Source organism: Xanthomonas sp. MUS 060, assembly GCF_000963215.1.
Classification (GTDB): Bacteria; Pseudomonadota; Gammaproteobacteria; order Xanthomonadales; family Xanthomonadaceae; genus Xanthomonas_A.
Genome location: NZ_JZIM01000012.1, coordinates 77,921 through 93,305 on the forward strand (window position 1 = coordinate 77,921; position 15,385 = coordinate 93,305).

A 15,385-nucleotide genomic window follows, 5' to 3' on the forward strand; every position below is an offset into this window, starting at 1 on the left:
ATGCTCCGTTTCGCCACGCAGAAGAGCTGCGGACAGGGGTGATAGCGGCATGTGACAGGATTAATTGAGCGCTGGAAGCCGCCGATGGGCCACAGCGTCCATCACCCGCTAAGATGTTCGTCAGAGACGAACCACTGCAACAGGCTGCCGGAGTATGCAATCACAACGCGGGAGCTCTCCACCTTCCCAGGCTCCATCCGGCATACGCTTGGCGCGACGGCTGGATCGCGGCATCTGGCGCACTGTGCTGCTGTATCTTGCGCTGGGTTTGCTCTGGTCAATCGCCAGCCAATTGCTGCTCGCCTATTTTGTGAAAGACTCGGCAACACTGGTTGTCTTGCAGTTGCTGAACGAAGCGCTGTTTCTGGCCGTAACCGCGATTGCCCTCTACCGTTTGCTGCATCCACTGGTGCGTGGCGCGATGCGGGCACATACGCGCTTGGCGCTGTCGGAAGCAGGTTATCGGCAGATGTTCCAGGCCAATTCCAGCCCCATGTTGGTCTACAACCTGGAAAGCTTGCGGGTCATCGACGCAAACCCAGCTGCGGTGGTCTTTTTCGGCTGGTCCCACGATGAATTCGTTGGGCTGGAACTGGTGAAGTTGTGGCCACCCAGCGTCAGTGCCCGGATGGCGGAGGTGATCGAGACGATCCGGCAAACGCCTTCGAAAATCTGCGTGGTCGCCGAGCCGCTATGCATGCGCGACGGCAGCCAACGTATGGCCGAGGCGCGTAGCAGCAGCCTGGATTACCTGGGGCATCAGGCACGCCTGGTGGTGATCAGCGACCGTAGCGCCGAATACGATGCGCAGCAGCGCCGCGATCAGGCTTTGCAGCACCTGCAAGAAGCCCAGAGCATCGCACGCCTAGGGTCCTGGCAACTCGACAGGGCCAGCGGTCTGGGGATCTACTCAGACCAGGTCTATCGCATGCTTGGCCGGCGCGTACCGGAGCATCCGCGACAGCATCGCCTGGAAGAGTTGCTTGTCCCAAGCGATGTCGCATCGCAAGTGCGCCTCCAGCGTGTCATCGAGGATCTGTGCGGCGCCGAGCCGCTACAACTGGACATGCTGCTGCCGGTGCTGGCCGCAGATGGTCAGGCGCGGATGCTGCATCTGCGCGCCGAATCGGCGAACGCCGAGGACGGCTCCGCCTGCGTGCGGGGCACCCTTCAGGACGTGACCGAACACGAACGCTCACGGCGCCTGCTGCACGAACGCGAGGAGCAGTTTCGCGAACTGGTGCGCGTGCTGCCGGACGGTGTGGTGATCCTGCACCAGGAACATGTGCTGTACGCCAATGCTGCTTGTGCAGTGCAGTTCGGCTATGAAGGCGAGAACCTGCTCGGCGAGCCATTACAGAGCTTAGTCAACAAGGCCAGCCTGGCAGAGGTACGCGAGCAGATGGGCGCTGCCGCAAACAAGGGCAAACCCGGCAACGCCGCGCTGATGCGCCGTCGCGATGGCTCGCTATTCCACGCAGGGTTGTCGTTCGGTAACGTCCGCTACAGCGGACGCGACTGTAAGCTCTTGATCGTGCGCGACCTCAGCGAACCCGAGCGCATGCGCGATGCGCTGACGCAGAGCAACGGCGAACTACAGGCGATGGCACGGCGTCTGTTCTCGTTGCAGGAGGATGAGCGCCGCGCAATTTCGCGCGACCTGCACGACGACATCGGCCAGGCGATTACTGCCATGAAACTGTCCGCGCATGCCGCACTGGACGAAACCGACGCCGCACGACGCCGCGAGGATCTCGCCGAGATCGTGCAATTGGCCGACAGCAGCATCACCAAGCTGCGCAACCTATCCACCCTGCTGCGCCCCCCGCAACTGGACGCACTCGGCTTGGAAGCGGCATTACGCTGGCAAGCAGGCATGCTGTTTCGCGCTTCAGCGGTGCGCCTGCATCTGGACATCGCCACGCTGCCTCAGCGTCCTAGCAGTGAGGTCGAGCAGGCCTGCTTCCGCATCGCTCAGGAGAGCCTGACCAACGTACTGCGTCACGCCAGCGCCGGTGAAGTGCGGATGACGCTGAGCGACGAGCAACACGGCCAGCTGCACCTAGAGGTGGTCGACGATGGCGATGGCTTCGATCCGACCGGCCCGCGTGGTCTAGGCCTGATCGTGATGCGCGAACGGGCGCAGAGCGCCGGCGGCACCCTGCAAATCGATACGGCCCCCGGCACTGGCACTCGGGTGACACTGTACCTACCCTACACCACCGCGGCGACGCATCCCTCACCTGGATCTTGACTCGATGTGGAATCCCGCTGCCGCCGACACTGCGAACGACGAACTCCCTTCGCGGTTGGGTGCCGGACACCCGGCACTGGCCGGAATGATCGCCGAAGCGCTGGCCGGTGGACCGGGAGTGATGCTGCTCCACATCGACATCGACCACTTCGCCTCGATCAACGAGAACATGAATCCGGAGGTCGGCGATCAAGCGCTGGCGCTGCTGACGCATCGGCTGCAGGCCCACCTGCGTGGTCGCGGCTTGCTATGGCGCCACGGCAGCGACGAACTGGTCATGGCGGTACCGCGCACCGCTGACGTACCGCCTGCGGAAATGTTCGCTGAGGAAATTCGCCAGCAGATCGAACTACCACTTTCGGTCCTTCCCTACACACTCTTCATGACCGGCAAAATCGGCGTGAGTCTGTGCCCGGAACATTCGACCCGTCTGTCCAAACTGCTCGACTATGCCGAAGACGCGGTCTATCAAGCCGCGCGCGAGGGCGGCAACCTGGTTCGCCTCTACGCCGCCGACGGCCCGCCAAGCGCGCACAGCGAAAGCATCATCTCGCGGCAGATCGTCGACGCCATTCCCAACGGCGAGCTGCGCTTGCGCTACCAACCCATGGTCAGCGCGCGCGACGGTCGCGTGGTCGGCATGGAATCGCTGTTGCGCTGGCAGTCGCCGACGCTTGGAATCCTCGTCCCTGAGCGCTTCATGCGCACCGCCGAGCGCCTGGGGGTGATCGTGCAGATCGGCACCTGGGTGATGGAAGGCGCATTGCGCCAGGCGCGGTTGTGGCGCGACCAGGGCTTCGACGATTTCACCATCGCGGTCAATGTGTCCACGTTGCAACTGCTGCGCCCGACCTTCTTCAACGAGGTCATGTCGGCGCTGCAAGCAGCCGGCGTGCCACCACAGATGGTGGTGTTGGAAATCAACGAAAGCGCACTGACCAATAACGTCAATTTCGTCTACGAGACCCTTGCCAACCTGTGCCGCGAAGGCATCAGCTTGAGCCTGGACAACTTCGGCACCGGCGACTCCAGCCTCAGCGCGCTGGTGCGTTATCCGGTGGACAAACTCAAAATCGACCGCAGCTTCATCAAAAGCGCACCGGCCGGCAACCGCGAGGCCGCAATCGCCCGCGCCATTATCGCCATGGGACACCAGTTAGGCATGGTGGTGATCGCAAACGGCGTTGAATCGCAGGCGCAACTGGGTTTCTTACGGCGCAACGACTGCGATATTTTCCAAGGCTACCTGTTCGGCGAGCCGATGTCGGCCGAAGCAGCGGGCATGGCGCTGCGGCGCCGTTACCTGCGCCCGGAATCCTTTGCCGAAACCCGACCGGACCGCACTCTGCTGTTGCTGGACGACGAGGAAAACGTACTGCGCTCCCTGGTCCGCCTGTTCCGCCGCGACGGCTACCGGATCCTTGCCGCCGGTAACGTCCGCGATGCCTTCGATCTGCTTGCCACCAACGACGTGCAGGTGATCCTGTCCGACCAGCGCATGTCCGACATGAGCGGCACCGAGTTCCTCGGCCGGGTCAAGATGCTCTACCCCGATACGATCCGCCTGGTGTTGTCCGGCTACACCGACCTGGCCACGGTCACCGATGCGATCAACCGCGGCGCGATCTATCGCTTCCTGACCAAGCCCTGGAACGACGACGAACTGCGCGAACATATCCGCCAGGCATTCCGCACGCACGACGATCAGCGCCGAGACGGACAGGTCTGAGATGGTGCTGCCACTGGCGTGCCAAACCCCAGGGAATTGACGCTCGCCAAGCCCGCATGTCGACCATGGCGTTGACCTCGCAGATCACAGGCCCAGTCACATCACTTGGGTTGGCGCACCGGAATCACGATTCTGAAGGTGGAGCCTTCACCGACACTGCTGGATACGTCGATACGGCCATGGTGCTTGTTGACGATGCCGTAGGAGATCGACAGGCCCAGCCCGGTACCACTACCAACTGGTTTGGTAGTGAAGAAAGGATCGAAAATGCGTTGCAACAGATCGGCCGCAATGCCGGAGCCGGAATCCTTGAACTCGATCCAGACCTGATCGCCATCCTGACCGGTACTGACGACGATGGTGCCACGCTCTCCGATCGCCTGACCAGCGTTGAGCAGCAAGTTCATGTACACCTGATTGAGCTCAGATGGCAGGCACTCGACCAGCGGCAGGTTGCCGTAGTGGCGCTCCAGAGTGACCTTGTACTTGAGCTCGTTCCAGATGATGTTGATCGTGGATTCCAGACCCGAATGCAGATCCACCAACTTCCATGAATCCTCGCGACCGGAATACGAAAAATCCTTGAGATCGCGAACGATGCGCGTCACTCGTTCGATGCCCTCGCGCGACTCAGCCATTAGTTGCGGCAGATCGCGGCTGATGAAGTCGATGTCGAAGCGGTTGCGGATGTCGTCGATTTCCGGAATCAACGCCTTCGGTTCCGGCGCACGCAACGCGCGCTCGTATGCCTCGATCAAAGTAAACAGGCTGCGTAGATACTCTTGCAGGCTGCCCAGATTGGAGTGGACATAGCCGATCGGATTGTTGATCTCGTGGGCGACGCCAGCGGCGAGTTGGCCGATGGAAGCCATTTTCTCCGACTGCAGCAGCTTTTCCTGTGCGCCGTTGAGACGCAAATAGGCTTGACGCAACTCGTCGTGGCGTCGCTGCAATTCCTGCTCGTAATCCTGCTGCCCTTCGATACCCTGGATCAGCATCAGGTAATGGCCATCATCGACACCGAAGCCGACCTGGAAATACAGATGCGCCAGCACCACGCGCTGCTCCGTCGGTAAGCTTCCACTCCAACGGCCGCTGTTGCGCGCCTGCGACAGCGCATCGCCCGGCAACCATTGCGCCAGATGCGCACTCAGCGTGCCGGCATCGACGCCGGATAGATAACCTCGAGCGGCTCTATTGGCCAACACCAATTGACCATCGGCGCGGAACAGCACCACGCCTTCGTACAATAGTTCGCTCAATGCAACCATGTGCTCCCGAGACGGCAGGACGACCGGGGCAGCGGAATCGATATCGACGAAATTCACGACGGTGGGCGGGTGGTCGACGGGCGTTCAATATACGCCGTTGCCGCCGCTGCGTGCGCCCCCCCCGACAAAGGGGCGCGGGGAGATCAGGCGATAGCCAGGTGACGCTGCATAAGCGGCGTGCTCGATTGGCCTTTGGCGTCGTAGGCCGAAGCACTCTCGCTGCGACCCAAGTGACGTAGCGCCCAATTCACTTCACGCCGACGCCGTGCCAACAGCGCGCCGTTGGCGCGATTGGCGTCGGCCAGCTCGCGTAGGCGCAATTCCACCTCGGTCCCCACCGGCACGTCTGCTTCCAGTGCGCGCAATGCGGCCAATTTGGCGCTGGTCGCCTGCATCAGACCTTCCACATCGTGATCCAACAACGCTTGCCGTTCACCGACGAGCGCGTCGCTAAGTTCTTGCAAGGGAGTGGTCACGGATGTGTTCATGCGCCGAGTTGCCTATCCATCTCGACCATCCGGCTGGCAATGGCCTCCGGGTTGATCTTGTAGCTACCGTTCTGCAACGCGCTGCGGACTGCCTCGACGCGCTGCGTGTCAACCGCCGGGGCGGCCGCCAATTTACGTTGTATGTTCTGTAGTCCGGAGGCCTCGCCGGTCAGGCGTAGGCTATCGGTGGCGGCAGTCGCACCGACCGCACGGTTCTGATCTTCCTCGGATGCGCCAGAGGCGCTCTTGGTTCTGACAGACGAAGTGCGGTGTGTGGCCGAGGTCGACAAACTACCTTCAATTTTCTGGCTCATCACGCTGATCCTGCTACGGGTTCGAATGTGATAACGACGTTACGATCCAGAACTTTAGGGGGTTTGTCATCGCGTCACCAAAACGTCTCCATTTTGTGACACAGTTCCCTGAACGATGCGGCGAGACGACAAGTTTTCGACGGTGACCCGCTCATTTTCGCCTGCATCGCTCTCCGACTGCAGCAGCTTTTCCTGTGCGCCGTTGAGACGCAAATAGGCTTGACGCAACTCGTCGTGGCGTCGCTGCAATTCCTGCTCGTAATCCTGCTGCCCTTCGATACCCTGGATCAGCATCAGGTAATGGCCATCATCGACACCGAAGCCGACCTGGAAATACAGATGCGCCAGCACCACGCGCTGCTCCGTCGGTAAGCTTCCACTCCAACGGCCGCTGTTGCGCGCCTGCGACAGCGCATCGCCCGGCAACCATTGCGCCAGATGCGCACTCAGCGTGCCGGCATCGACGCCGGATAGATAACCTCGAGCGGCTCTATTGGCCAACACCAATTGACCATCGGCGCGGAACAGCACCACGCCTTCGTACAATAGTTCGCTCAATGCAACCATGTGCTCCCGAGACGGCAGGACGACCGGGGCAGCGGAATCGATATCGACGAAATTCACGACGGTGGGCGGGTGGTCGACGGGCGTTCAATATACGCCGTTGCCGCCGCTGCGTGCGCCCCCCCCGACAAAGGGGCGCGGGGAGATCAGGCGATAGCCAGGTGACGCTGCATAAGCGGCGTGCTCGATTGGCCTTTGGCGTCGTAGGCCGAAGCACTCTCGCTGCGACCCAAGTGACGTAGCGCCCAATTCACTTCACGCCGACGCCGTGCCAACAGCGCGCCGTTGGCGCGATTGGCGTCGGCCAGCTCGCGTAGGCGCAATTCCACCTCGGTCCCCACCGGCACGTCTGCTTCCAGTGCGCGCAATGCGGCCAATTTGGCGCTGGTCGCCTGCATCAGACCTTCCACATCGTGATCCAACAACGCTTGCCGTTCACCGACGAGCGCGTCGCTAAGTTCTTGCAAGGGAGTGGTCACGGATGTGTTCATGCGCCGAGTTGCCTATCCATCTCGACCATCCGGCTGGCAATGGCCTCCGGGTTGATCTTGTAGCTACCGTTCTGCAACGCGCTGCGGACTGCCTCGACGCGCTGCGTGTCAACCGCCGGGGCGGCCGCCAATTTACGTTGTATGTTCTGTAGTCCGGAGGCCTCGCCGGTCAGGCGTAGGCTATCGGTGGCGGCAGTCGCACCGACCGCACGGTTCTGATCTTCCTCGGATGCGCCAGAGGCGCTCTTGGTTCTGACAGACGAAGTGCGGTGTGTGGCCGAGGTCGACAAACTACCTTCAATTTTCTGGCTCATCACGCTGATCCTGCTACGGGTTCGAATGTGATAACGACGTTACGATCCAGAACTTTAGGGGGTTTGTCATCGCGTCACCAAAACGTCTCCATTTTGTGACACAGTTCCCTGAACGATGCGGCGAGACGACAAGTTTTCGACGGTGACCCGCTCATTTTCGCCTGCATCGCTCATGGCTCGACCGGCCATACGCACTTCCAGCCCGCCCTTGCGTGCCACCAGCGCCACATTATCGCCGCGCCGAACCAGCCGCGGCGAGACCAAATCGCTGAGCGATAGTAAGGTACCGGCAGGCAAGGTCCGCCGGACCAGCTTGCCCACCGCCACTGCCGGGTCGGTCATCACGGCCCCGACGATCCGCGCAGCATCGCGCGTCTCAGCCACGATATCGGCGGCACCGATGGTCTCTCCAGCGCTCAGGCCGCGCGCCAACACCAATACCTGCTGCATGCGCCGAACCTTGACCGGCACAAACAGCCGCCAGCCAGCATCGCGCGGACAACTGACTTCCACCGTCGTGGTGCCGGTCGGCTGCGCTTGCAGCGGCACCTGACACAGCGGCACCCGAACCGCCGGATCCAGCGTCGCCTCAGCCTCGGCCCCCGGACCCAGCGTAGATAGTGCTGCCGCACGGATCGTCTCCACCGGTTGGAATTCATCGGCCCAGGCAGGCATGGCCACAAGTAGCATCAGCAACAGGATCGGACGCATCACCGTGTCTCTTCATAGCGTAAGTGTCGCCTCCTCCAGTGCAAATCATGTGCCGGGATTTGATGTAGTCAATCCCCGTCACAGCCTCAAGTTCCACTGCGCTGACGCCGATATGAAAGCCATGTCGCACGATCTGCTCAACCGAATCGACCAGCGCACCCGCTTGGCGGGTCACAATCGGCTTGCCTTGCTGCTGTTCAGGCTGGGTGGTCGTCAGCTTTTTGGCGTGAACGTCTTCAAAGTGCAAGAAGTATTGCGCCGACCGGAGCTATTCCAGGTGCCGGGGCTGCCATTGCAATTTTCCGGCGTCGCCGATGTCCGCGGCCGCTCGGTACCCGTGCTGGATCTGGGTCTGGCCATCGGCCACCCGGAGCGCGAACCCAACACGGAGGCAGGGCCACGGTACATTGTCGTCACCGAATTCAATCGCTCGGTCCAGGGCTTTCTTGTCAGCGGCGTGGAGCGCATCGTCAACATCGCCGTGGAAGATATCCATCCACCGCCGGAGTTGGGAGCAGAATCCAGCTATCTGACCGCGGTGACCCGATTCCAAGGCGAACTGATTCAGGTCATCGACGTGGAAAGCGTCTTGGCTGACATCGCACAAACCCGGACGGAAGCGCAGATCGACCCGTCGTTGGCGCTCACCGGCCGGCAGTTGCAGGTGCTGGTGGTGGACGATTCGCGCGTTGCCCGGCAACAGATCCGTAGTGTGCTCGACCAGCTCGACGTGGGCGCGACCCTGCTTTCCGATGGGCGTCAAGCACTGGATCACCTCCTGCAGATCCACGCAGGCGGCGAGAATCCAGCCGAGCGCTACGCCATGGTGATCTCCGACATCGAGATGCCGGCGATGGACGGCTACACGCTGACGACGGAAATCCGCCGTCATCCAGGCCTGGCTGGGCTGTACGTGCTGCTGCACACCTCGCTCTCTGGGGTGTTCAACAATGCGATGGTCGAGCGTGTCGGCGCCAACGCCTTCGTCGCCAAGTACAGCGCCAACGAGCTGGCCGACTACGTGCTGGCACGACTGCGGGCCGTCGCCGATACTCAGGCCGCTTAACCCTCGGCGCTGGCGACATACCGCCGTCGGCGGTACATGCGGGCGCGAACAACTGGCCCGATAATCCTGCCCCGCTAAAGGCAGACACTCAGTTTGGCACACGTTTTGCTTGTGGTTTCAGCAACGAACCGCGGGACCGCGTGCCATGTCCAATCCGATTTCATCCTATTTAGGCGTCCACGGCGACGCCCTGCCGCTGCGCGAGCAACGGATGAAGCTGATTGCCAGCAACCTCAGCAACGTCGATACCCCAGGCTACAAGGCGCAGGACCTGGATTTCGATGCGGCGATGCGTGCCGCACAGGGTCAACGCGACGGCACCCAACTCCAGGTCACCGACAGCCGCCACATTGCGGTCGGCGGCGATGGCCTGAATCCCTTCCAGATCAGCCGCGAGTCCAGCCAACCCAATTTGGACGGTAACACCGTGGACCCGGACGCCGAACGCGCCGCCTATGGCCGTGCCGCACTGGAATATCGCGCCTCGCTGAGTTTCATCGATTCCAAGGTGCGCACCATGCTCACCGCAATCACGGGCCAATAAGCTATGAGCAATTTGCCAATCTTCGACGTCGCCGGCTCCGCGCTGCAAGCACAGTCGGTACGGATGAGCACCATCGCCAGCAACTTGGCCAACGCCGATTCGGTGGCTGGCTCGGCAGAAGCGGCCTATAAACCGATCGAGCCGATCTTCCAGGCGGTGCGCGACCCTCACGACAGCGCGCTGACCGGTGTCAACGTCAAGGAAATCAGCCAGAGCAAGGATCCGCCGATCAAGCGTTACGAACCCGGCCATCCGCTGGCCGATGCAGACGGCTACATCTATTCGCCCGACATCGATCCAGTCTCGCAAATGGTCAACCTGATTTCCGCCTCGCGCAATTACCAGGCCGGCGTGGAAGTCCTCAACACCGCCAAGGAACTGGCGCTTTCCACCTTGACCATCGGGCGCTGAGTCGCTCTGCTTCTGTCGCCTCCTTCTCCCGGAAATTCCATATGACCAACGTTTCTTCGTCAACCGATACGTATTCGAGCCTGGGGCTGAGCGCCGCGAGCAACACCAGCACCACCGCCAGCAGTAGCCCGGCACTCAAACAAGCCGACTTCCTGAAACTGATGACCGAGCAGTTGCAACATCAAGATCCGCTCAAGCCGATGGACAACAGCCAGATGGTGTCGCAGATGGCGCAACTGTCCACCGTGCAGGGAATTGGTGACCTCAATAAGACCGTCACGGCGCTATCGTCATCGATGAGTACCGATCAAGTCCTGCGCGGCGCCAACCTGATCGGGCACAAGGTGCTGGTCCCGTCGGCCGGCCTCCCGCTAGGGAACGATGGCGGTGCCGGCGGGATGGTCGCCGCGACCAGCGGCGGCGTGGTCAACCTCACCATCAGTGACGCCAACGGCAAGGCGATCAAGCAGATCAGCGTGGCGGCCGACAAGGCCGGTCAGATCCCCTTCAACTGGGATGGCACCGACGCCAACGGTGCGCGGATGCCTGCTGGAACCTACAGCGTCACCGCCACGCAAAACGACACCACCGGCGCCTCCACCACGCTGTCCACCTACGTTCAAGCACCGGTCGAAAGCGCCATCATCGGTTCGGACGGCATCTATCTCGATCTGACAGGGTTAGGCACCACGCCTCTGTCAAACGTCATCCGCATCAGCTGAGCCAGCCAATCCACAGGAGTCCATCATGGGTTTCAACACTTCGTTGTCAGGCATCAAAGCCGCCAATACCGACCTCAACGTCACCGCCAACAATATCGCCAACGTCAATACCACCGGCTTCAAGGGTTCGCGTGCCGAGTTCGCCGACCAGTTCACGGTCAGCGGTTACGGCCTAGCGCGCAATGCCGTGGGCTCGGGCGTGAGGGTCAGCAACGTTGCCCAGCAATTCTCGCAGGGCAACATCGACCCCACCGGACGCAACCTGGACCTGGCCATTTCCGGTTCGGGCTTCTTCACCCTCTCCAACAACGGTGCCCGGATTTATTCGCGCGCCGGCAACTTCCAGACCGATGCCAACGGCTACGTGGTCAATCCGCAGGGCGCCAGGTTGCAGGTGTTCCCGCCCACAGCCAGTGGCAATGGCTTCGCGGTCGGCACCCTGAGCGACCTGCAGCTGCAAACCACCGACAGCCCACCGAATCCGACCAGCACGCTCAATCTGACCTTCACCCTGCCCGGCAATGCCCAACCGCCGACGGTCGCCACCTTCGATCCGAACAACGCCAACAGTTACAACAGCTCCACCGGCGGCACCACCGTCTACGACTCGCTGGGCGTGAGCCATATCCAGACCTCGTATTTCGTCAAGACCGCCACGCCCAACCAGTGGCAGGTCTACAACTATATCGATGGCGTCGCCGCAGGCGGTGCGAGCACACTGCAGTTTTCCAACAATGGCATGCTCAGCAACCCCGCCAACGGCCAAATCGCGCTGGGCACCTTTACCCCGAGTACCGGCGCAGGCCCCCTCAACCTCACCTTGAACGTCACAGGTTCAACGCAGTACGGCGAAACCTTCGCCCTGCGCGCTGCCTCTCAGGACGGCTACGCCAGCGGCAAGCTCAACGCGATCAGCATCGATCCCACCGGCGTCGTCTACGCGCGCTACTCCAACAATGCCAACAAGGCATTGGGACAGGTCGCGATGAGCAACTTCGTCAACCCGCAAGGCTTGACTTCGCTGGGCGACAACGCCTGGGCGGAAAGCGCGGGATCGGGCAGTCCGCGTACCGGAGTGGCGGGTTCTTCGGACTTCGGCAGCGTGCAGTCCGGCGCGCTTGAGTCTTCCACCGTCGATCTGACCGAGCAGTTGGTCAACATGATCGTGGCGCAGCGCAACTTCCAGGCCAACTCGCAGATGATCTCCACCCAGGATCAGGTCACCCAGACCGTCATCAATATCCGTTGACGGGTAAAGCCGAGATTGGTGGCTCGGGATCTGGAATTCTCTGGATCAAACGCTGTAAAGGACGCGGATCGATATATCGCGCCGCGTCCTTCTCCCGACCGTTCAAGCACTTCCACTTCGCGCCTTTCCGGGCCACCAGCCCAGAGACCCGAGCCCCGGCTTTCGAGGATTTCCCATGGACAAAGCACTCTACGTCGCCATGACCGGTGCCCGCGCTTCATTGCAGGCGCAGACTACGGTGTCCCACAACCTGGCCAACGTCGAGACCGCCGGTTTCAAGGCGCAGCTCGCCAATACCGAAGCATTCCGCATTCAAGGCAACGGCTATCCGTCGCGCATTGATGCACTGCACATCGACCAGGGTTTTGATCGAGATGTCGGCGCGCAGCAAGTCACCGGCAATCCACTGGATGTCTCCCTCAGTGCCAATAATTGGCTGGCGGTACAAGCCAGCGACGGCAAGGAGGCATACACGCGTGGCGGTGAATTGGCACTGACAGCGAACGGACAACTGGTCACCTCCAGTGGCCGTGCGGTACTCGATACCGAGGGCAACCCGATGTCGATCCCGCCACACCAGTCGCTGGAGATCGGCAACGACGGCACCGTCTCGATCGTGCCCTTGGGCGAAGGACCGCAAGCGATGAGCGCGATCGGCACGCTGAAGGTGGTGAATGCACCGGCCGATCAGCTCACCCGCCGTCTCGACGGACTGATGCGCAACGTCAGCGAAGATCCGACCAAGGCCTTTCCACTTGCCACCGGCATCGCACTGCACACCGGCGCGCTGGAGGGTAGCAATGTGGATGCCGCGGGTGCGCTGGTGCAGATGATCCAGTTGCAACGTCAGTTCGAAATGCAAGTGAAAGTGATCAAAAACGGTGACGAAAACGCGCAGTCGGCCAACACCCTGCTGCGTATGAGCGGCTGAGGCCACCGCTGGCGCGGTGTTTGGCACGGCGCATGCATCAGTCTTCATGCACCCCGGCATCGCTCGGGGACCATTCTTCAGAGGAACTCGGGTCATGAATCAGGCTTTGTGGGTCGCCAAGACCGGCATGGATGCGCAACAGACACGTATGTCAGTCGTCTCCAACAACCTGGCAAACACCAGCACCACTGGCTTCAAGCGCGATCGCGCCAGCTTCGAAGACCTGCTGTACCAACAGCGGCGTCAACCCGGCGGTGCCAGTTCGTCACAGACGCAGTTGCCCTCGGGCCTGCAGTTAGGCACGGGTGTGCGCGTCGTCGCCACTTCCAAGGATTTCGAGCAAGGCAGCCAACAGCAGACGGGAAAGGCATTGGATGTGATGGTCAACGGTCGCGGTTTCTTTGAAGTGCAGATGCCCGACGGCACCTCCGCCTATACCCGCGACGGCAGCTTGCAGGTCAACGCGCAGGGCCAACTGGTGACCAACAGCGGTTACGCCATACAGCCGGGCATCCAGATTCCGGAAGGTGCGCAGTCGGTGACCATCGGTAACGACGGCACGGTCAGCGTGCAGGTTCCTGGCTCTGCGGCCGCGCTGCAGGTCGGCTCGCTGACCCTGACCGATTTCATCAATCCCTCGGGACTGCAGGCCACCGGCCAGAACTTGTACGTGGAAACCGCTTCCTCGGGTCCGGCACAAAGCGGGACGCCCGGCCTCAATGGCCTCGGCACCACCGTGCAGGGCGCCTTGGAAGGCAGCAACGTCAATGTGGTGGAAGAGCTGGTGAGCATGATCGAAACCCAGCGCGCCTACGAGATGAACGCAAAAGCGATCTCCACCACCGACGCCATGCTCGGTTACTTGAACAACAACGCCTGATCCTGCCGTTTCCGGAATCCGCCATGTCGCACCTGTCCTCTCTCTGCTTCTCCGCCGTGCTGTTGCCAGCCCTGCTCGGCGGCTGCGCCAATTTGGGCATCGCTGCCGGCGACATACGCCCATATTCGCCGATGGCACCGATCGTCCCGGTGGTCGCGCCGCAGGCACAACCCAGCGCCGGCGCGATCTACGCCGCCGGCCCAGGTTTGTCGCTGTATTCGGACCGTCGTGCCCGCGATGTCGGCGACTTGCTGACCATCACCCTGGTGGAAAGCACCAATGCCAGCAGCACCGCCGGCACCAGTATCAGCAAAAAGGACAGCGTGAAAATGGCCACGCCGACTCTGCTCGGCACCCCGTTCTCGATCAACGGCACCGACGTGCTCAATAACTCCACCAGCGGCGATCGCAGCTTCGCCGGCAAGGGCAACACGGCGCAAAGCAACACCATGCAGGGAAGCCTGACCGTGACCGTGATGCAGCGCTTGCCCAACGGCAACCTGGTAATCCAGGGCGACAAGAATCTGCGTCTGAATCAGGGCGACGAACTGGTGCAGGTGCAAGGCATCGTCCGCGCCGCCGACATCGCCCCGGACAACACCATTCCATCCAGCAAGGTTGCCGACGCGCGCATCGCCTACGGCGGTCGCGGCGCGGTAGCGCAGTCCAATGCCATGGGCTGGCTGAGCCGTTTCTTCAATTCACGCATCTCGCCTTACTGAGGCCTGCCATGACTCTCTTGTCCCTACCCTGCCGCCTGCTCACCGCCTTCGCGTTGTGCGCTGCTCTGGTCGCCCCGGCCGCGGCCGAACGCATCAAAGATCTTGCCCAGGTCGGCGGCGTGCGCGGCAATGCGCTGGTCGGCTATGGCCTGGTGGTCGGCCTGGACGGCAGCGGCGACCGCACCAGCCAAGCGCCATTCACCGTGCAGAGCTTGAAGAACATGCTCGGCGAGCTGGGCGTCAACGTGCCGGCGAACGTCAACCCTCAGTTGAAAAACGTGGCAGCGGTAGCGATCAGTGCGCAACTGCCGGCATTCGCCAAGCCTGGCCAGCCAATCGACGTCACCGTCTCCTCGATCGGCAATGCCATCTCACTGCGTGGCGGCTCCTTGCTGATGACACCACTGAAGGGTGCCGATGGTCAGGTCTATGCGATCGCTCAGGGTAACTTGGTGGTCGGCGGCTTCGGCGCACAGGGCAAGGACGGCTCGCGCATCTCGGTCAACATACCCAGCGTCGGCCTTATCCCCAATGGCGCAACCGTGGAGCGCGCATTACCGGACGTGTTCGGCAGCAGCAACGAAATCACCCTTAACTTGCACCAGGCCGATTTCACCACCGTCTCGCGGTGACCTCCTCCCCGCGTTAGGCCCTCGCAGAACTGGAAAATTCGGCTTTGGGTGGGGAAGTGAATTGGGCGGCAAACTCGGCCGGCGGGACGTCG

Annotated in this window: 16 protein-coding genes and 2 pseudogenes; 11 read left to right on the forward strand and 7 right to left on the reverse strand. The window is 61.8% G+C overall.

The features are described from left to right. Positions 1-154: 154 nt before the first annotated feature. A complete protein-coding gene (locus tag XANALMUS060_RS11860; RefSeq protein ID WP_045738586.1) occupies positions 155-2,254 on the forward strand; it encodes a PAS domain S-box protein in 2,100 nt (699 codons plus the stop codon). Positions 2,255-2,258: 4 nt separating this feature from the next. After that, the gene (locus tag XANALMUS060_RS11865) at positions 2,259-3,983 is read left to right on the forward strand and encodes an EAL domain-containing protein (protein ID WP_045738587.1); all 1,725 of its coding nucleotides are present in this window, start codon (positions 2,259-2,261) and stop codon (positions 3,981-3,983) included. Positions 3,984-4,084: 101 nt separating this feature from the next. On the opposite strand, the gene XANALMUS060_RS11870 is transcribed toward XANALMUS060_RS11865, so the two are convergent. The 7 genes and pseudogenes from XANALMUS060_RS11870 to flgA all read right to left on the reverse strand — a co-directional run bounded on the left by XANALMUS060_RS11870 (position 4,085) and on the right by flgA (position 8,136). Next, complete coding sequence (locus tag XANALMUS060_RS11870; RefSeq protein ID WP_045738588.1) at positions 4,085-5,254, reverse strand: ATP-binding protein; 1,170 nt, start codon at positions 5,252-5,254, stop codon at positions 4,085-4,087. A 143-nt stretch (positions 5,255-5,397) separates the two neighbouring features. Further along, entirely contained in the window at positions 5,398-5,742 is a 345-nt protein-coding gene (locus XANALMUS060_RS11875) for a flagella protein (protein ID WP_045738589.1), read from the reverse strand. Continuing rightward, the gene (gene flgM, locus XANALMUS060_RS11880; RefSeq protein ID WP_045738590.1) at positions 5,739-6,056 is read right to left on the reverse strand and encodes a flagellar biosynthesis anti-sigma factor FlgM; all 318 of its coding nucleotides are present in this window, start codon (positions 6,054-6,056) and stop codon (positions 5,739-5,741) included. Before flgM (XANALMUS060_RS11880) ends, XANALMUS060_RS11875 begins: the two co-directional genes overlap by 4 nt. Positions 6,057-6,122: 66 nt before the next feature. After that, a pseudogene (locus tag XANALMUS060_RS21275) lies at positions 6,123-6,227 on the reverse strand (flagella basal body P-ring formation protein FlgA); the annotation flags it as partial. 539 nt (positions 6,228-6,766) lie between these two features. Further along, complete coding sequence (locus XANALMUS060_RS11890) at positions 6,767-7,111, reverse strand: flagella protein (protein WP_045738589.1); 345 nt, start codon at positions 7,109-7,111, stop codon at positions 6,767-6,769. Continuing rightward, entirely contained in the window at positions 7,108-7,425 is a 318-nt protein-coding gene (flgM, locus tag XANALMUS060_RS11895; RefSeq protein ID WP_045738590.1) for a flagellar biosynthesis anti-sigma factor FlgM, read from the reverse strand. Before flgM (XANALMUS060_RS11895) ends, XANALMUS060_RS11890 begins: the two co-directional genes overlap by 4 nt. A 66-nt stretch (positions 7,426-7,491) precedes the next feature. Next, positions 7,492-8,136 carry a flagellar basal body P-ring formation chaperone FlgA gene (gene flgA, locus XANALMUS060_RS11900; RefSeq protein ID WP_045738591.1) on the reverse strand — a complete coding sequence of 215 codons (645 nt, stop codon included), beginning with the start codon at positions 8,134-8,136 and terminating at the stop codon, positions 7,492-7,494. Between the two features lie 121 nt (positions 8,137-8,257). Here flgA and XANALMUS060_RS11905 point away from each other — a divergent pair, with 121 nt between their 5' ends. From XANALMUS060_RS11905 to XANALMUS060_RS11945, 9 genes and pseudogenes are all read left to right on the forward strand, one after another. Beyond that, positions 8,258-9,202, forward strand: a complete 945-nt coding sequence (locus XANALMUS060_RS11905) for a chemotaxis protein (protein ID WP_045738612.1) — start codon at positions 8,258-8,260, stop codon at positions 9,200-9,202. A gap of 145 nt (positions 9,203-9,347) precedes the next feature. Further along, on the forward strand, positions 9,348-9,746 hold the full coding sequence (gene flgB, locus XANALMUS060_RS11910; protein WP_045738592.1) for a flagellar basal body rod protein FlgB: 399 nt from the start codon (positions 9,348-9,350) through the stop codon (positions 9,744-9,746). 3 nt (positions 9,747-9,749) lie between these two features. Continuing rightward, entirely contained in the window at positions 9,750-10,157 is a 408-nt protein-coding gene (gene flgC / locus XANALMUS060_RS11915; RefSeq protein ID WP_012915938.1) for a flagellar basal body rod protein FlgC, read from the forward strand. Positions 10,158-10,198: 41 nt separating this feature from the next. Continuing rightward, on the forward strand, positions 10,199-10,879 hold the full coding sequence (locus XANALMUS060_RS11920) for a flagellar hook capping FlgD N-terminal domain-containing protein (RefSeq protein WP_045738593.1): 681 nt from the start codon (positions 10,199-10,201) through the stop codon (positions 10,877-10,879). Between the two features lie 25 nt (positions 10,880-10,904). Beyond that, positions 10,905-12,128, forward strand: coding sequence for a flagellar hook protein FlgE (gene flgE, locus XANALMUS060_RS11925; RefSeq protein WP_045738594.1), 1,224 nt, complete (start codon positions 10,905-10,907; stop codon positions 12,126-12,128). A 175-nt stretch (positions 12,129-12,303) separates the two neighbouring features. Further along, complete coding sequence (locus XANALMUS060_RS11930) at positions 12,304-13,059, forward strand: flagellar basal body rod protein FlgF (RefSeq protein ID WP_045738595.1); 756 nt, start codon at positions 12,304-12,306, stop codon at positions 13,057-13,059. 94 nt (positions 13,060-13,153) lie between these two features. After that, positions 13,154-13,939, forward strand: coding sequence for a flagellar basal-body rod protein FlgG (flgG, locus tag XANALMUS060_RS11935; protein ID WP_045727456.1), 786 nt, complete (start codon positions 13,154-13,156; stop codon positions 13,937-13,939). Between the two features lie 23 nt (positions 13,940-13,962). Further along, entirely contained in the window at positions 13,963-14,661 is a 699-nt protein-coding gene (gene flgH / locus XANALMUS060_RS11940; RefSeq protein WP_045738596.1) for a flagellar basal body L-ring protein FlgH, read from the forward strand. 8 nt (positions 14,662-14,669) lie between these two features. Continuing rightward, a pseudogene (locus tag XANALMUS060_RS11945) lies at positions 14,670-15,290 on the forward strand (flagellar basal body P-ring protein FlgI); the annotation flags it as partial. Positions 15,291-15,385: the final 95 nt, after the last annotated feature.